The organism is Kocuria rosea (assembly GCF_006094695.1).
Taxonomy (GTDB): Bacteria; Actinomycetota; Actinomycetes; order Actinomycetales; family Micrococcaceae; genus Kocuria; species Kocuria rosea.
Genome location: NZ_CP035103.1, coordinates 3,075,642 through 3,092,690, shown reverse-complemented (window position 1 = coordinate 3,092,690; position 17,049 = coordinate 3,075,642). Strand labels below are relative to the sequence as shown.

At 74.2% G+C, this 17,049-nt stretch carries 13 protein-coding genes and 2 tRNA genes; 6 read left to right on the top strand and 9 right to left on the bottom strand.

Annotation, left to right across the window (positions count from 1 at the left end; translation table 11 throughout):
- Positions 1-28: 28 nt before the first annotated feature.
- The 3 genes from EQG70_RS14095 to EQG70_RS14085 all read right to left on the bottom strand — a co-directional run bounded on the left by EQG70_RS14095 (position 29) and on the right by EQG70_RS14085 (position 5,074).
- The gene (locus tag EQG70_RS14095) at positions 29-2,656 is read right to left on the bottom strand and encodes an ExeM/NucH family extracellular endonuclease (protein ID WP_109269400.1); all 2,628 of its coding nucleotides are present in this window, start codon (positions 2,654-2,656) and stop codon (positions 29-31) included.
- Between the two features lie 55 nt (positions 2,657-2,711).
- Positions 2,712-4,838, bottom strand: coding sequence for a bifunctional metallophosphatase/5'-nucleotidase (locus tag EQG70_RS14090; protein WP_167508910.1), 2,127 nt, complete (start codon positions 4,836-4,838; stop codon positions 2,712-2,714).
- A gap of 148 nt (positions 4,839-4,986) precedes the next feature.
- Positions 4,987-5,074 (bottom strand) — tRNA-Ser (locus EQG70_RS14085).
- A 95-nt stretch (positions 5,075-5,169) separates the two neighbouring features.
- Here EQG70_RS14085 and EQG70_RS14080 point away from each other — a divergent pair.
- The 4 genes from EQG70_RS14080 to EQG70_RS14065 all read left to right on the top strand — a co-directional run bounded on the left by EQG70_RS14080 (position 5,170) and on the right by EQG70_RS14065 (position 8,672).
- Positions 5,170-6,606, top strand: a complete 1,437-nt coding sequence (locus EQG70_RS14080; protein WP_167508909.1) for a cryptochrome/photolyase family protein — start codon at positions 5,170-5,172, stop codon at positions 6,604-6,606.
- A 108-nt stretch (positions 6,607-6,714) separates the two neighbouring features.
- Positions 6,715-7,698 (top strand): NAD(P)H-quinone oxidoreductase, encoded by a 984-nt coding sequence (locus tag EQG70_RS14075; RefSeq protein ID WP_109269398.1) that lies wholly within the window; start codon positions 6,715-6,717, stop codon positions 7,696-7,698.
- A gap of 129 nt (positions 7,699-7,827) precedes the next feature.
- On the top strand, positions 7,828-8,292 hold the full coding sequence (locus EQG70_RS14070) for a hypothetical protein (RefSeq protein ID WP_035926120.1): 465 nt from the start codon (positions 7,828-7,830) through the stop codon (positions 8,290-8,292).
- A 59-nt stretch (positions 8,293-8,351) separates the two neighbouring features.
- Entirely contained in the window at positions 8,352-8,672 is a 321-nt protein-coding gene (locus EQG70_RS14065) for a hypothetical protein (protein ID WP_126346511.1), read from the top strand.
- A 25-nt stretch (positions 8,673-8,697) separates the two neighbouring features.
- On the opposite strand, the gene EQG70_RS14060 is transcribed toward EQG70_RS14065, so the two are convergent.
- From EQG70_RS14060 to EQG70_RS14040, 5 genes are all read right to left on the bottom strand, one after another.
- Positions 8,698-9,336: a glycosyltransferase family 2 protein gene (locus EQG70_RS14060; RefSeq protein WP_109269396.1), complete on the bottom strand. Its 639-nt coding sequence runs from the start codon at positions 9,334-9,336 to the stop codon at positions 8,698-8,700.
- 219 nt (positions 9,337-9,555) lie between these two features.
- Positions 9,556-9,987 (bottom strand): ATP-binding protein, encoded by a 432-nt coding sequence (locus tag EQG70_RS14055; protein ID WP_109222200.1) that lies wholly within the window; start codon positions 9,985-9,987, stop codon positions 9,556-9,558.
- Positions 9,980-10,312, bottom strand: coding sequence for an STAS domain-containing protein (locus tag EQG70_RS14050; RefSeq protein ID WP_017831980.1), 333 nt, complete (start codon positions 10,310-10,312; stop codon positions 9,980-9,982). Before EQG70_RS14050 ends, EQG70_RS14055 begins: the two co-directional genes overlap by 8 nt.
- Entirely contained in the window at positions 10,296-12,251 is a 1,956-nt protein-coding gene (locus EQG70_RS14045) for a glycosyltransferase family 2 protein (protein ID WP_109269395.1), read from the bottom strand. The genes EQG70_RS14050 and EQG70_RS14045 overlap by 17 nt, the downstream gene beginning before the upstream one ends.
- Positions 12,248-13,345, bottom strand: a complete 1,098-nt coding sequence (locus EQG70_RS14040) for a PP2C family protein-serine/threonine phosphatase (protein WP_109269394.1) — start codon at positions 13,343-13,345, stop codon at positions 12,248-12,250. Before EQG70_RS14040 ends, EQG70_RS14045 begins: the two co-directional genes overlap by 4 nt.
- A 78-nt stretch (positions 13,346-13,423) precedes the next feature.
- On the opposite strand from EQG70_RS14040, the gene EQG70_RS18785 reads away from it, so the two are divergent.
- Positions 13,424-15,241 (top strand): sensor histidine kinase, encoded by a 1,818-nt coding sequence (locus tag EQG70_RS18785; RefSeq protein ID WP_269149910.1) that lies wholly within the window; start codon positions 13,424-13,426, stop codon positions 15,239-15,241.
- Between the two features lie 785 nt (positions 15,242-16,026).
- Here the strand turns inward: EQG70_RS18785 and EQG70_RS14030 are convergent.
- Positions 16,027-16,099 (bottom strand) — tRNA-Thr (locus tag EQG70_RS14030).
- Between the two features lie 221 nt (positions 16,100-16,320).
- Here EQG70_RS14030 and EQG70_RS14025 point away from each other — a divergent pair.
- The gene (locus tag EQG70_RS14025; RefSeq protein ID WP_109269393.1) at positions 16,321-17,040 is read left to right on the top strand and encodes an HAD-IA family hydrolase; all 720 of its coding nucleotides are present in this window, start codon (positions 16,321-16,323) and stop codon (positions 17,038-17,040) included.
- The last annotated feature ends 9 nt before the right edge of the window (positions 17,041-17,049 follow it).

Here is a 17,049-nt window from a genome sequence, read left to right as displayed (position 1 = left end):
CGGGGCCGGCCGGCGCGCCGCGGCCGGGTCAGCCGAGGCGGCGGTGCAGGACCTCGCGGGCCCGGTCGTCGGCGTGCTCCCGGAGGCCCTTGCCGGGGTGCTCGCCGGAGTTGCCCCTGCCCGGTTTCTGCGGGCCGGCGGGCCCGGCACCGGCGGGGGCCAGGCCGATGATCTCCGGGTTGTGGTCGGAGGCCCGGTACGGGTCGGCCGCGTAGAGGTCGACCACGTTGTGGTTGTGCCGGCTGTACTCCAGGCCCACCGACTCGTGGGCGTTGATCTCCCAGATGTCCGAGCCCGTGACGATCCCGGCCGCGGCCGGAGAGGCCAGGACGTGGTCGAGGGAGCCGACCATCCCGCCGAAGGCGTAGGAGTGCTCGCCCGTTGGCGCCAGGTTCGTGTAGCCGGCCTCGTGCAGGACCCGCATCGGGTCCTCCTGGTCGTAGGAGTTGAAGTCACCGGCCAGGAAGACCCGGTCGGTGCCCTGGGTGGTCTTGAGCTCCTCGGCGAAGGCCACCAGGGCCCGGGCCTGGGCGGTGCGGTCGGCGTTCCAGGCCCCGGCGCCGTCCCCGGCGTCCGCATTGGGGCCGGTGGAGGGGGCGGAGCCCTTGGACTTGAAGTGGTTGACGACCACCGTGAAGTCGCCGCCCGCGTCCCCGCCGGCGGGGCGGAACGTCTGGGCCAGCGGCTCGCGGGCGTTGTCGAAGTTCTCCTCGTCGTCCAGGATCACGGACTCGCCCACGGTCTCGAGTGCGGCCGGCTGGTAGATGAACGCGGTGCGGATGACGTCCTCGTCCTCGACGGCGGGTCGCTCGGCCGGTGACGGCACGTACGCCCAGACCTCGGAGCCGGCGGCGGTGTTGAGGGCCTCGACCAGGTCGGACAGGGCCTGGTCCCGGTCCTTGCCGAACTTCGCGGAGTTCTCGATCTCCTCCAGGGAGACGACCTCGGCGTCCAGGGCGTTGATCGCGGCGACGATCTTGGCCTGCTGGCGCTGAAGGTCCTCCTGCTCGGCCGCCCCGCGGGCGTCGCAGCCTCCGCGCACCGAGACCGGGTCGCCGGCGCGGTCCGTGTAGTAGGTGCAGCCGGTCAGCTCGTCGCCGGTGGTGGTGAAGTAGTTCAGCACGTTGAACGTGGCCAGCTGCACGTCCCCGCCGACGTCCTCGGGGGCGGCGGTGCGGGTGTTCTCGGCGACCACGGGGGCGTCCTGGGCGTTGTCCCCGGTCACCCGGGTCGTGGGCTGGAGGCGCCACTCCTCGAACGAGTAGCCGAGCACCACCGGCGCCACGAAGTCCACGGGCGCGCCGATCCGCATCGGGGTCGTGGGAGAGAGGTAGGGGAGGGGGACCGAGGCGTTGGCGAAGTTGCCGTAGTTGGTCGTGGCGCCGTCGTCGAGCAGGACGGACCGGGCCTCGTTGTCCGCGGCCTGGGCGGCGGCCTCCGGCGAGCCGGGCGCGCCCACGGCGGTGGGCTGCACGAGCGGGGTGGTGCCGGCCGCCAGGCCGATCTCGCCGTAGCCGTTCAGGGCGTAGTTGTCGGTGATCACGAACTCACCGGCCGGGTCCAGGAGCATGCCCTCGAGGTCCTCGCGCTCCGCCTCGTCCGTGGGCCAGCCGACGGCGGCGGGCTCGACCGCCTCGGCGGCCTCGTCGAGGACCGTGACCCCCTCCGGGTGCACGCTGATCTGGGTCTGTCCGTGGTACTCGGCGACCGTCCCGGTGACCTCGACGAACTGGCCGAGCTCCACGTTCGCCACGGCCGAGGGTGAGTACACGAAGACGCCGTCGGAGGCGTCGTGGGCGGCGGTGTCCAGGTCGCCACCGGTGCCAGGGCTCTGGAGGTACCAGCCGTTGAGCCCGCCGGTGGCGTAGACGGCGGTGACCACGCCGCGGGTGGTCACGGCCTGTCCGGCCCTGGGGGAGACGTCGCCGGTGCCCTGGATGTCCCGGATCGCCAGCTCCACCGGCGGGGCGGCGGGCTCCGGGCTCGGCTCGGGGACCGGTTCGGGGGCGGGCTCGCCCCCGCTGCCACCGGAGTTCTGCGGGGTCACCGCGGTCGTGGCGGTGAAGTCGGCGGAGTTGTCGTCGGTGTCCACGCCGTCGGCGCGGGTCATGGACTTCGGGTCCGCATTCGCCGACGGGCCCGTGGCGGGCGCGGTCTCGTAGGTGTTGGAGGTGCCGTAGCCGAGCAGGTCCACGAGCCCGTCGGTACCGGTCACCGAGCCAGTGGGGGCGGCCAGGGGCTGCTCGCCGTCGGAGAGCACGATCGTCCCGGAGACGCCCGCCGGGTTGAACGAGGTGGCGAGGTCGGGGGCGGGCAACGCGGCACCGCTGCCCGCGTTGGACCCGCCCTGGACCAGGAAGTAGCCGCCCGGGGCGATGGTCCCGGACAGCGCCACCGTGCTGGTGACGGTTCCGGTGCCGGACGCGGAGCGGTACTGCAGGGTCCAGCCGGTGAGGTCCACCGGCTGGACCGTGGGGTTGTAGAGCTCGACGAACTTGTGGGTGTAGACGGCGTTGGCCGAGCCGCCGTTGGTGTAGGCCTCGTTGATGACCACGTTCGCCCCGTCCGGGGCGGCGTGCACGGGCACGGTCAGCGGCACGGCGAGCAGGGCCGCGGCCAGAGCCCCGCTCAGGGGCAGGGAGAACAGCTTGTTCACGGTGGGGAGTTCCTTCAGTGGGGGCAGGGGGAGAAGGGGAGAGAACGATCGGGGCTCAGCCGAAGAGGCGGCTGAGGACCTGGTGGGCCCGCTCGGAGCCGTGCTTCCAGGCGCCGCGGCCGGGCTCGCCCTGGCCGGGGTGCTCGCCGGAGTGGCCCGTGCCGGGTTTCTGCGGCTGGGTCGGCCTGTCGGTGGGCTCCGGCTCGGTGGCGCAGTCGCTGGGCAGGTCCAGGACAGCCTCCGGCACGCGGACCTGCGTGCCGGACGGCTCGGCGACCAGCCACACGGCGGCGTCGTCGGCCAGGCCGGTCGTGTCGAGGCTGACCGAGGTCGTGCCGTCGGTGACCGGTGCCGTGCCGAGTTCAGTGCCGTCCGGGTCGCCCGCGCGCACGCTCAGCCAGGTGTTCTCCGGTGCACCCAGGGAGGTCATGTCCAGGGAAGAGACGTCGAAGGTCACGGTGCAGCCGTCCGCGGCGGCCCCGGTCAGCGCCACGGACCGGCGGTCGAACTCGGGGGACAGCGGGCTGTTGGCGGCGAGGTACTCCATCCAGGCGTCGCGGTCGATCCGGCCGGTGTCGGTGACGTCGGTGCCCTCGGTCAGGGCGGTGAAGTTGTCGCCGCCCTCCACCAGGAAGGACACCGAGCCGATCACGTACTCGGCGGCCGGGTCGATGGGCTGCCCGTCGACCGTGATCGAGGTGATCCGGTCCCCGGCCGGGCGGGCGGCGTCGAAGGTGTAGGACACGTTCTCGGACAGCCCCAGCTGCAGGTACGGCCGGGACGATCCCTCGGGCTGCCACTGCTGCTCGAGGACCCGCTCGAACTGCTCGCCGGTGAGGGTCACGGTGGTGAGGTTGTTGGCGAAGGGCAGCACCTGGTTGGCCTCGGACTCCGTCACCACGCCGTCGCGCTCGCCGTCGATGGCCTGGCCGGGGTCGTCCGCCCAGAGGAGGTCGGCGCGCAGGCCGCCGGGGTTGATGAGGCCGATCTGCACGCCGTCCGACTCGTCCAGGCTGTCGCGGATGGACTCGGCGACCAGGTTGCCGAGGCTCGACTCGGCGCCGCGGTCGTCGCGGGCCTGCACGCCGTCCCGCAGACCGTAGGCGGTGGTGATGTCCCCGGTGATCTCGCCGACCGGGGTGCTGCCCCGCTCCAGGGCCACCGCCTCGGCGTCCGCGACGATCCCGGCGACCTCCGCGACGCGCGGATACCGGGCGACCAGCTCCTCCTCGGTCGCGGTGACGACCTCGTCGACGGCCAGCACGCCGGTGGTGAGGTCGACGTCGTCGGCGGCCTCGTCGTAGCTCAGGGAGATCCGCCCGAGGCTGCCGCCGTACGAGCCGGCCTGCAGGACCGCGCGGTCGAGGTCGCCGTCGCCGTCCACGTCGACGCCCTCGTCGTAGACCTGGTGGGTGTGCCCGTTGAGCACCACGTCCACGGTCGCGCTGGTGCCGGTCACCAGCCGATCGCCGAGGGCGTCGGCCGCGTCGGCGGCGCCCTCGTGGTAGACGGCCACCACGAGGTCGGCCCCGTCCGCCTCGAGCCGCTCGGCCTCGGCGTTGACGGCCTCGACGGGGTCGCCGAAGGTGATGCCCTCGATCGCGCCGGGCGAGACGAGCGTGGCGGTCTGCTGGGTGACGGCGCCGACCACGCCCACGCGCACGCTCTCGACGTCGAACGTCGCGGACGCCTCGGTGACGAGCTCGCCGTCCGGGCCGGTGACGTTGGCCGCCAGGTAGGGGAAGTCGGCGCGCTCGGTGATGCGGCCGGTCAGGTCGTCCGCGCCCCGGTCGAACTCGTGGTTGCCCACGGCGGAGGCGTCGAGCTCGAGCGCGTCGAGCACGTCGAGCGTGGGGTCGTCCTGCTGCACGGCCGAGACGTATTCGGAGGCGCCCACGTTGTCCCCGCCGGACAGCAGCAGCGTGCCGTCCTCGTTCTCCGCGCGCAGCTGCTCGATCGCGCCCGCGAAGAGGAGTGGGTCGGAGGAGAGCCGGCCGTGGTAGTCGTTGAAGTAGAGCAGCTCGACGGCCGTCTCCCCGGCCGCGGTCGCCCCCGCGCCCGGTGCCGGCGGGGGCGCCGTTCCCTGGGCGGACGCCGCGGGGAGGACCAGACCGGTCGAGGTGACCACGGCGCCGGCGGCGAGCGCGGCGAGCAGGGCAGGACGGTGCTTCTGGGGCGCCATGGGGGTCCTCCGGGGGATGCGGCGGTGCGTTGTCCCCATTTCAGCACGCGGAGGTGAACGGCGAGCCACGACACCGCGACATTTCTCCGGCCCCGGGACGGGACGGGGCCCCCACCGGCCGGTTCGCGGTGGGGGCCTCGTGCGGAGGCGGAAGGTAAGGGATTTGAACCCTTGGTACGGGGTCACCGCACACCGGTTTTCAAGACCGGCTCCTTAGGCCGCTCGGACAACCTTCCCCGCGCCCGCCCGGTCCCCGGCGGGGGCGGCGGAGCGCGCAGCCCATTCTTCCACGGCGCCCGGAACGCCGCCAAAGCCCCGGTAGGGTGAGCGCGTGGACGCACCCGAGAGCCCCGACCGCGGGACGACGACGATCGTGTGGTTCCGGGACGATCTGCGCGTCACGGACCACCCCGCCCTCGACGCCGCGTGCCGGCGCGGCGCGGTGGTCGCCCTCTGCGTCCTGGACCAGGAGTCCGAGGGGGTCCGGCCCCTCGGCGCGGCCGCGAAGTGGTGGCTGGACGGGTCGCTGCGGTCCCTGCGGGAGTCGCTCCGGGAGCTGGGCATCCCCCTGGTGCTGCGCCGCGGCCCCGCCGGGACCGTGCTCCCCGAGGTCCTCGAGCGCACGGGGGCGGGCGGCATCACGTGGAACCGCCGCTACGGCGGGCCCGAGCTCGCCGTGGACGCCGGAGTGAAGCAGTGGTGCGCCGAGCACGGGGTGGAGGCGCACTCGTTCCAGGCCGCGCTGCTGCACGAGCCGTGGACCCTGCGCACCGGCGCCGGCGGCCCGTACAAGGTGTTCACCCCCTTCTGGAAGGCGCTCCGGGCGCTGGAGATCCGGCAGCCGCTCCCCGTGCCCGGGCCGGGCCGGGGGGCCGCCGCGGAGGTGGCGGCGACCGCCGGCACCGAGGACCAGGTCGACTGGGACCTGGTGCCGTCCCCGGAGCGCGCGGCCGGGCTGGCCGCGGTGTGGACGCCCGGGGAGGCGGCCGCGTGGGAGCGGCTGGACGACTTCCTGGACCGCGTCGAGGACTACGCCGAGGGCCACGACCGGCCCGACCGGGACGGCACCAGCCGGCTCTCCCCGCACCTGCGGTGGGGCGAGATCAGCCCGTTCGCGGTCTGGGACGCGGCCGTCCGGCACCGGTCCGAGCAGGGGAGCAGCCCGGGGCTGGAGAAGTTCCTGGCCGAGCTGGGCTGGCGGGAGTTCAACTGGCACCTGCTCCACCAGGTGCCGGACCTGCACGTGCGCCACGTCCGCCCGGCCTTCGACGCGTTCCCGTGGCGGGACGCGGCGGAGGCGGCCGGCGACGTCCGGGCCTGGCAGGAGGGGCGCACCGGCTTCCCGCTCGTGGACGCGGGCATGCGGCAGCTGCGGGCCACGGGGTGGATGCACAACCGGGTCCGGATGGTCGCCGGGTCCCTGCTCACCAAGAACCTGCTGGTCGACTGGCGGGTGGGGGAGCAGTGGTTCTGGGAGACGCTCGTGGACGCCGAACCGGCGAGCGGGCCCGGGAACTGGCAGTGGGTCGCGGGCTCCGGCGCGGACGCGAGCCCGTTCTTCCGGATCTTCAACCCGCTGACCCAGGGCCGGAAGTTCGACCCCGAGGCCCGCTACATCCGCCGCTGGATCCCCGAGCTGGCCGGCGACGAGGGCGTGGACCCGCACGAGCCCGGTCTGCTCGGACCGTCGGTCGGCTACCCCGAGCCGGTCGTGGACCTGCCGGCCAGCCGCGGCCGCGCCCTCGACGCCTACGCCTCGATCCGCTGAGGGCGGCGCCGGCGTCCGCCTGTTCGCCACGGGCCGACGCCGGGTGACCGGGTGCCCGCCCCGCGACACAATGGGAGCGACCGTCGCCCCCGACCGGAAGGCCCCACCATGCGCGCAGTGCTCGAGACCACCCCCGGCGGACCGGAGGTCCTCGCCGTCGCCGAGGTCCCCGCCCCGGAGCTCACGCCCGACGGGGTGCGGATCCGGGTCCGGGCCGCCGGGATCAACCGGGCGGACGTCATGCAGCGGCTGGGCAGGTACCCGGTCCCGCCCGGGGCGTCGACCGTCTTCGGCCTCGAGGTCTCGGGCACGGTGCAGGAGCTCGGCCCCGAGGTGCCGGCCGTCTCCGGGTTCGCCCCCGGCGACGAGGTCGTCGCCCTCCTGGACTCCGGGGGCTACGCCGAGGAGGTCGTCGTCCCGGCCGGCCAGGTCCTGCCCGCGCCCGCCGGGGTGGACCTCGTCGCCGCCGCCGGCCTGCCGGAGGTGTGCGCCACGGTGTTCTCCAACGTCTTCATGGCCGCCGCCGCCCGCGAGGGCGAGACGGTCCTGGTGCACGGCGGCACCGGCGGGATCGGCACCAACGCCCTCCAGATGTGCCGGGCCCTCGGCCTGCGCGTGCTCACCACGGTCGGCAGCCCGGAGAAGGCCGAGGCTGCACGGCGGCTCGGCGCCGAGGCGATCGACTACCGGCAGGAGGACTTCGTGGCGCGCGTGCGGGAGCTCACGGACGGGCACGGCGCCGACATCGTGCTCGACGTCGTGGGCGGCTCCTACCTGGGGCGCAACCTGGACGCGCTGGCCACCAACGGCCGGATCGCGGTCATCGCCACCCAGGGCGGACGCACGGGGGAGCTGGACCTCGGCAAGCTCATGGCCAAGCGGGCCGCCGTGATCGGCACCACGCTGCGCCCGCGGCCCGTGGCGGAGAAGACCCGCATCATGGCCGCCGTGCGGGAGCACGTGTGGCCCCACGTCGAGTCCGGCGCCGTCCGCCCGGTCGTGGACCGCACCTTCCCCCTGGACGAGGTCGCGCGGGCCCACGAGTACTTCGACTCCGGCACGCACATCGGCAAGGTCCTGCTCGTCCCCTGAGCGCACCCCTCGGCACGGCCGCGGACGGCCCGGTCCAGGCCCGTCGCCGGGCCCGGCCCGCCCTCCGCGCGCACGGAGGGCGGGCCGGGCCGCCGTAGGATGGACTGTCTCCACTCGAAAGGACCGCCCGTGGCATTCCTGCGCGACTACCGCGCCGCTCGCCGTGACGAGGCCGAGCTCGGTCTGGGCGTGTGGCGCCGCGCCCACGACCGGTTCCGCCGGGGTCTGGACCGCTTCCACCAGATCCTCGAGAGCCTCCCGGACAAGACGCTCGCGCAGTCCGTGGTGCCCACCGCCAACGCGCTCGCCGATCTGCTGCCGGAGGTGCGGGCCGTGTGCGCGGCGGCGCAGCGCACGGCGCCGAGCAGCAGCCACGACATCCCGGCCTCCGCGGGCGGCTACCTCAACGACGTCCACCGTGAGCTCTCCCGGGCCGGCAACGCGATGGCCCAGGCGGCGGAGGCCCTCACCATGGCCCGGTTCGTGCGGGCCGACGAGGAGTCGTCCGCCCACCGGCTGGACGCGGTCGTCCGCCGGGCCGAGGCGGTGCGGGAGCACGTGGAGCGCGCCGAGGAGCTGCTGCGCCGCGGCTGAGCCCGTTCCCGGCGGCGACGGGGTGGACCCGACAGCCTGCTGATGGTTTGATGGGCGGCATGACCTCCTCCGGATACGACTACCGCGCGGCCGACGGCGAGTTCGACGCCCGTTGGTCCCGCTCGCCCCTCGGCCGACCCGGCCGCGGAGGCCCCGGCCGCTTCGGCCCGGGCTACGACCTGCCCGGCCGCCGGGGCGGGGGGTACGGCCGCCGTTCCGGCTTCCGGATGCTCCCCTTCCCCGGGTACTCCACCCGGACGCGCCGGGGCACGAACGTCACGGTGGGCGGTTGCTGCCTGCCCCTGCCGATCGGCTGCCTGACCACCACGGTCCTCGCGGGCGCGGCGGCCGTCCTCGTGGGCCGCACCGCCCGCGACTGAGCGTCCCGGCGGGCCGGGCGGCGGATCACGCGGCCACCGGCTCCGCCCGCAGGACCTCGATCGGGACGGGCACGACGCGCTCGACCGGGGCGGGGACGGCGTGCTCCGCCGGGACGGGCGCGAGGTGCTCGACCGGGACGGGCCCGTCCTCCTCGGCCTCCAGCGGCGGGCTGAGGCGCCAGCCGACGGCCTCCAGGTCGAGGGCGAGACGCGTCTGGCCGGTCACGGCGCCCTCGTCGCAGTAGCGGCCGAACGACCGGTGGACGTCCTCGAGCGCCTGCCAGCGGATCAGTGCGGCCGGGCCGCCGACGGCGGTGGACCGGGCGGAGACGGCGCCCACGTTGCGGTCCCGGAGGGCGGCCAGGGCGCGGGCCAGGAAGCCCGGCGGCAGCCGGACGCCGGGGTCGAGGACCAGCACCAGGTCGTCCGGCTCCATCCGGACGGTGTCCAGGGCCTGGTTGAGCGCCCCGGCACGGTGGTGCCGGTTGTCGACGGTGAGCAGGACCTCGGCGCCGGCGTGCAGGGCGACCTCGACGGTGGCGTCGGTGGAGTCGTCCGACATGACGAGGATGCGCTCCGGCGGACGGGTCTGGCGGTGGAGGGAGACGACCGCGTGCTCGACGCGGGCCGCCTCGTCGTGGGCGGGAATGATCGCGGCGATCATGACGACTTCTCTCGGCGTGCCCGGCGTGCGTCCCGCCGCTGACGTCCCCCTGCGGCGGGGCGCCCGACCGGCCCCTGAACGAGTGTTCTCGGTGACAACGTGAGCCCCCTGACGTGTTGTCCTGGACCAAAGTCTAGGCACCACGGCGGACAGTTCACATCCGCAAATCAGGGGACGTCCGCCCCGGCCGGACGCGGGTCCAGCGCCTCCCCGGGGGCGCTACACCTCGTCCCGGCCGCACTCCCGGCACAGCTTCCAGACGTTCGTGTCCCCGTGCCGCTCGAACACCACCCGGCTGACCAGGGCCTGGATCAGGGCGAGCCCGCGGCCGGACTCGCGGTGCTCCTGCGCCATGGCCCCCGTGAGGTCGACCTGCGCCGGTGCGGCGCCGATCTCGTAGATCCTCGCCTCCAGCCGGTGGGGGTCCGCGACCAGGTCCACGGACAGCTCGATCGGGTCCTCCGCCGCGGGCACCGCGTGCACCACCACGTTGCCGGCCGCCTCCACGACCGCGAGCGTGAAGGCCATCCGGTCGGTCTCGGGCACGAACGCGGCCTCCCCCCACAGCGCGTCCAGGTCCTCGTGCAGGGCGTCCACCGTCAGGGCGGTGGCCGGGCCCCGGCGCGAGCGGCGGGCCGTGGGCTCAGTCATCGGCGAAGGCCGCGTCGGCGGTGTCGTAGGGGGTCAGGACGCGGTGCATGCTGGTGAGCTCGAGGACCATGCGGACCTGGGGGCGGACGTTCGCGATCCGCAGGTCGCCGCCGGCCTGACGGGCCAGCTTGAGGCACCCGATGAGGGCGCCCAAACCGGACGAGTCCATGAACTCGGTGCCGCCGAGGTCGACCACCACGTGGTTGCTGCCCTCGTCGACGACCTTCGCCACGACCTCCCGGAGCTTGGGCGCTCCCACCATGTTGAGCCGTCCGGTGCCCGTGATGTGGGCGAACCTCGGCTTCTGCTCAATCGTGAACTGCATCGGCACTCCTCTCCTCGGGCTCGAAGCCCGTGTATCTCGCGGCGGTGACGAGCACGCTCAGCACCACCAGGTCGAAGGCGACCCAGGCCACGTTGACCAGGGTTCCCACCGGTTCGTTCAGCCCCACCGCCAGCCGGGCGGTCCCCACCAGGAGGGCCGCGGCCAGCAGCCCCATCACCACCAGCTGCGGGCGGATGAGGTGCCAGGCCGGGCCGGCGTCCTGCCGCACCTTGGGCGTGACGGCGAAGCCGAGGGGGCGGCCGAACCAGACGTTGCGGGCGGCCGTGGTGCACGCCCTGATCCAGATGGGGAACAGGGCCAGGCTGTACTGCTGACCGCGCCAGGTGGGGATGCCCCGGCCCACCACGAGGAACAGCAGCTGGTTCACCACCATGAAGGGGATGAAGCGGACGAAGAAGTCCCAGCTGAGGCTCGTGACGGGGAGGATGCCCAGCACCAGGTACACGATGGGCGCGGCGAAGTAGACGACGGCCGCGAAGCCGGACAGGTAGCTCCACATCGTGGCGAAGTACATGAGCCGCTGGCCCCACCCCAGCCGGCGCTGCAGCAGCGGGTTCTCCCGGAGCAGCACCTGCACCGTGCCCTGCGCCCAGCGCAGCCGCTGGGTGAGCATGGTCTTCAGGTCTTCGGGGGCCAGGCCGTGGGCGAGGACCTCGTGGTGGTAGACGCTGCGCCAGCCCAGGCCGTGCAGGCGCATCGCGGTGGCCATGTCCTCGGTGACCGAGATCGTCGCCAGCGGCATCACCGGCTGGGCCTCGCCGGGCCGGTCCACGGAGACCGCCTCGAGCACCTCCCGGACCGGTTCCACGGCGGCCAGGGGGGACAGGTCGCGGCGGGACATCCGGTCCACGGCGGAGGCGAGCTCGTCCGGCCACACCATGCCGTCCTCGGGGGGCAGGTCCAGGGCGGCGATCGAGGCGAGGTCCGCCTCGATCTGGGAGAAGTCCTGCGTGACGGTGCGCCGGGCCGCCGCGTCCACCTCGCGCTGCAGGCGGTAGGTCAGCTCGGTCAGGGGGACGCCGGCCTTCAGCTCGGCGCGGGCCCGCTCGGTGGCGGCCTCGACGTCGTCGAGCATGCCGGCAACGACGGGGTTCGCGGCCTCCGGGGACCGTCGCGCCCTCCGCAGGGCGGCCCGGGTGCGGGCGAGGGACTCCTTCACGTCCTGCTCGACCTCCTGGACGTAGCCGGAGAGGCCGAGCTGCATGAGCGCCTCGCGGCGCAGGATCGCGTTGGAGCCGCAGAAGAAGGCGGCGTTCCAGCCGTCCTTGCCCTGCTGGATGGGGCCGTAGAACAGGGGGGCCTGGCTGCCGAGCGGATCGTGGTCCGGCACGTTGACGAACCACTGCGGCGTCTGCACGAGCGCCACCCTGCGGTCGTTGAACCAGCCCAGGGTCCGGTCCAGGATCTCCGGGGCCGGGACCTGGTCGGCGTCGAGGATCAGCAGGAACTCGCCCTGGGTGAGCATCAGGGCGTTGTTGAGGTTGCCGGCCTTGGCGTGGCGCGGCCGGTCGGTCCAGTCCTCGCTGCGCGTCAGGTAGCCCAGCCCGTGCTCGGCGGCGAGCGCCTCGAGCTCGGGGCGGGCCCCGTCGTCGAGGATCCACGTGCTGTGCGGGTGCCGGATGGCCTGCGCCGCCAGGGCGGTGCCCATCACGAGGTCGAGGGGCTCGTCGTAGGTCGTGATGAACACGTCCACGGTGGCGCCCGCGGGCGGGGCGCCGGCCTCCCCGCGCCGCCGGAGCCGCCAGACGGTGAGCCCGAACAGCGAGACGTCGATCAGGCTGTACGTCTCGGCGAGCACCAGGGGAACGGCGATCCACCACGCCGACCAGTTCAGCGACTCGAGCCAGCGCCAGGCGATGTAGTTGACGCCCAGCAGGAGGGTCAGGACGACCAGGAGCCGGACGAGGAAGCGGTTCACGGGGCGGACCGGCGGCGGACGACCACGGCGGTGACGTCGTCGGTGCGGGTCTCCTCGCCGGCGAGGTCGAGGACCGCGGTGCAGGCGGACGCGGCGTCCTCGTGGCGGGAGACCACGTCCGCGACCGCTTGCACGGCGCCGTCGACGTCCTCGTACGCGTCGAGGAGGCCGTCGCTGACGACGACGAGGGCGTCGCCGGGCGCGAGCACGATCCGGCCGGGCACCCACTGCGTCCCGGGCACCGCCCCCACCGGGGGGCCGCCCGGGCGCAGCCGGTCGATCCCGTCCGCGCGCACGTGCAGTCCCAGCCCGTGGCCCGCGTCGACGTACTCCACGACCCCGTCGGCCGTGTCCAGGCGGGCGTGGAAGAGCGTGACGAAGGAGTCGGAGTGGGCGAGGTCGTGCTCGAGGTGCCGGCAGGTGTCGCCGAAGGCCTGCGCCATGTCCGGCTGCCCGGCCGCGGAGCGCAGCACGGCGCGCACGGTGGCGGCGATGAGCGCGGCCCCCATGCCCTTGCCCATGGCGTCGGCCAGCGAGACCTGGAGCCCGCCCTCGGTCGTGTACCAGTCGAAGAAGTCCCCGCCCACGCTGCGGGACGGCCGGCACGCCCCGGCCACGTCGTAGCCGGGCACGGCCGGGGCGGCGGCGGGCAGCAGGCTGCGCTGGACCTCGGCCGCGCGGCGCAGCTCCTCGGCGTCGGCCTGCTCCGCCCGGGCGCGCGGCCGGCGGAACATCGCCTCGATCCTGGCCTGCAGCTCCCGGGGGCTGAACGGCTTGCTGATGTAGTCGTCCGCCCCGCGCTCGAGGCCCTCCAGGCGGTCGATCTCGCCCGGGCGGGCCGTGACCATGAGCAGGTAGGCGTCCGAGAACTGCCGGACCCGCCGGCAGACCTCCAGCCCGTCGAGGTCCGGGAGGCTGAGGTCCAGGGTGATGAGGTCGGCGCCGTCGCGGCGCACGGCCTCGATGCCCTCGAGGCCGGTCGCGGCGGTCGTCACGGTGAAGCCGCGCATGCCGATGGTCTGGGCGAGGAGGTTGCGGATGTCGTCGTGGTCTTCGATCACGACGGCACGGCGACCCTGGGGGGAGGGGGTCATGGACCCATTAAGCCGCTATTCTTTGCAATTGTCATCCCGACCCCCCGAGGGTGACGCACCCAGTCGGAAGAGTTCCCCGTGGACCGCTTGCTCACCGTCCTCTCCCTCGACCGGATCAGCTTCCACGAGCTGTCGATGCGCCGGCGCGTGCTCCTCAGCCAGCTGCCGCTGTTCGTCACGACCGTCGCCCTCGTCGCCGGGATCTGGGTGGTCCACGAGCCGCTGCGGGGCGACCTGCGGGTGCAGCTGGCCCTGGCGCTCACGGTGGCGCTGACGGCCCTGTGCGTGCTGGTGCCGTGGGACCGGCTGCCCTACGGGGCGTTCCTGGCCGTCCCGGTCCTGGACTTCGTCCCCATCACCCTGCTGCGGGAGGGCACGCTGAGCACGGTGACCGGGGTGGGCATCATGGCCGCGTTCCCCGTCATCTGGCTCACCGGCTCCGGGCGGCTGCCCCGGGCGTCCGCCCCGCTGGGGTTCGTCCTGACCCTCGCCATGGTGTGGGTCCCGCTCCTGGTCCCGCCCCGGCCGCTGAGCGCGCAGCTGCTGACGGCCCCGCTGCTGATCCCCGTCATGCTGCTGGGCATCGGGCTCACCGTCCAGGTGCTGTCGAACAGCATGGAGCGCCAGAACGCCGAGCTCGGGGCCAAGGACGCCGAGCTGCGCCGGCTGCTGGGCGTGACCGCGCGGCGGGAGCGGCTGCTGAACACCGTCCTGGACACGGTGGACGTGGGCGTGCTGGCGATCGACGAGCACGGCCACGACATCCTCATGAACCGCCGCCAGCACCGGATCCACGAGCTCTCGCTGCCCGAGGGGGTGCGGGACGGCGCCGAGGCGGACCTGCGGGTCTACGCGGACGGGGACGGGACGCCGCTGCCCGTGGACCGGCGTCCCGCCCGCCGCGCGATCCGCGGCGAGTCGTTCTCCGACGCCCTGGTCTGGGCGGGGGAGCCGCCCCTGCAGCGGGTGCTCTCCGTGTCCGCCCGCGTGCTCCGGGACGAGGACGGCGGGGTCGAGGGCTCCGTCCTGTCGTTCAACGACGTGACCGAGCTGGTGGCGGCGCTGCAAGCCAAGGACGACTTCGTGGCCGGCGTCTCCCACGAGCTGCGCACGCCCCTGACGTCCATCCGCGGCTACACCGAGCTCTTGGCCATGGACGAGCGGCTCCCCGGGCACGTCCGCTCCGGGCTGGAGGTCGTCGAGCGCAACGCCGACCAGCTGCTCGTCCTGGTCGAGGACCTCCTCCGCACCGCGGGCCCCGTCCTGGCGCTGCAGCCGGCGGAGGCCGACCTCGTCCAGGTGGTCCAGCAGTCCGTCGCGGCGGCCGGGCTCCGCGCCGCGGAGGCGGGGGTGGACCTGCGGGTCGACGCCCCGCCCCGCCTCGTGCTGCCCTGCGACCCCGTGCGCCTGGGGCAGGTGCTCGACAACCTGCTCTCGAACGCCATCAAGTACTCCCCGGACGGCGGGCCGGTGACGGTCCGGGTGGCCCGGGCCGGGACGACCGTGCAGGTGCAGGTGGCGGACCGCGGCATGGGGATGCGCCCAGAGGACGCCGAGCACGTGTTCGGCCGGTTCTTCCGCAGCAGCAACGCCCGGATGAGCGCCATCCCGGGCCTGGGCCTGGGCCTGGCGGTCGTGCACGAGATCGTCGAGCGGCACGGCGGCACCATCCGCTGCGAGAGCGCACCGGGGGAGGGAACCGTCTTCACCCTGACCCTCCCGGCGGCCGGACCGGCGGGTGCGGAGGACCCCGGCCGGGCGGAGCAGGACGGATCACCGGCTGTACTCCAGGCGGACCGAGTCGTCGTCGGGCAGCACCAGGACCGTGCTGCCGGCGACCGTCCACTGCTCGGGCAGGAGGAAGTACCGGCCGCCCCGCAGCGTCAGGAGCCGTAGCCCGTCGTAGCGGTGGAGCGGGTCGTCGGGTCCGCCCAGCTCCTCCGTACGGACCCCGGGCAGGCCGATGTGCAGGGGCTTCTCGCTGTAGACGACCGCCCGCGGCATCGTCCCCAGCTCCTCCTCCAGGTCGTGGGCCAGGGCCCGGCCCATGGCCTCGGCCACCGACGACGTGCCCCAGAACACCAGGAGCGCGACCACGGACACCAGCGCGAAACCCCGCAGGAGCGGCCGCTCCGGCGCGGCGGGCCGCTCGTCACGGGCGGTGACGCGCCGCCGGAGGCCGGCGGCCCAGGCGGCGGCGAGGACGCACAGCGCCATGGCGAAGGGGATCACCCAGGCCTCCTCCTCCGGGACGGCGCCGCCCAGGAGCCGCACCGCGACCGCCAGCCCGATGAAGAACCACGTCCCCCGGCGCGCCCACCGCACCACCGGGGCGCGCCCGGAGCGGCGGGCACCGGCGGAGGACCGGAGGAGGGGCCGCAGGCGGACGTCGCCAGGGCCGCTCCGGCGAGGACGAGCGTGCCGAGGCGCTGTCGGGAACGGAGTTGCATGGTGCACCGCCCAAGTGGTCCGTGGCGGCCGATCGCGCCCGGTTGCCTCAGCGTACGGCGGGTCCCACCCGCCGAACACGACTGTGACCAGGGAGGACGCGACTGTGACGGCCGGTCCGCGCCGCCCGTCGCGCGGGATCGCGGGGTGGGGGCCGGCGGCAGGGCGGGACGAGCTCGGGCGGGACGACGAAGGCTCCGGACCCAGGGGGTCCGGAGCCTTCTTCCGGTGGGAGCCTCCTGTCGGAATCGAACCGACGACCTTTTCATTACGAGTGAAACGCTCTACCGACTGAGCTAAGGAGGCGTGCACGCGGCCGTCCGGGACGGCCTCAGTGCAGGTGAAACTGTAGCAGAGAGCGCGGGGGCGTCCCCAATCGGCGGGGCCGGGCGCGGTGCGCGCGTTCCCCGGGAGTTCACCGGCTCTTCGGCTCCCCGGCCTTACCGGCCCGCAGGGCCGGGGCGCAGCATGGACGGACACGACGACGGGGCCGGCCGCTGCGGTCCGCCCGGAACAGGAGCAGCCCAGTGCGCACACCGGACGGCGGCATCGCGCCGGATCTCGAACTGGCCTTCCTGGACATGTCCGGAACCGTGTTCCACGACAACGGGATCATGGAGCGGGCCTTCGAGCGCACCGTGACCGGTCTCGGCGTCGACCCCGGCTCGGAGCGGTTCCGGCAGATGCTCCACCACGTCCGGGACACGCTGGGCCAGTCGAAGGCGGGAGTGCTCGAGCAGCTGTTCGCGAGCGACCCCCACCGGGCACGGCAGGCGGTCCGGGACTTCGAGCGCCACCTCGACGAGCTGCTGGCCACCGAGGGGGTCATTCCCGTGGAGGGCGCGGAGCAGGCCGTCACGGCGCTGCGCGAGGCGGGCCTGCGGGTCTGCCTGGCCACCGGCTACAACCGGCACAGCCTGAACACGCTCCTCGAGCAGCTCGGCTGGACGGGTCTCGCGGATCTCAGCCTGTGTCCCTCGGACGCGGGGCGCGGACGACCCTGGCCGGACATGGTGCTCACCGCCGTGCTGGCGCTCGACCTCGGCGACGTCCGCCGGGTCATGGTCGTGGGGGACACCGCCGCGGACGTGCAGGCCGGCCTGCGGGCCGGCTCCGCCACGGTCGTCGGCGTCCGCACGGGCGCGCACGACGCCGCGTCCCTGCGCGCGGCCGGCGCCCACGTGGTGGTCGACTCGGTCCGGGACCTCCCCGGACTCGTCCGCACGCCGGTGCCCGGCGCGCGCTGACGCCCACCG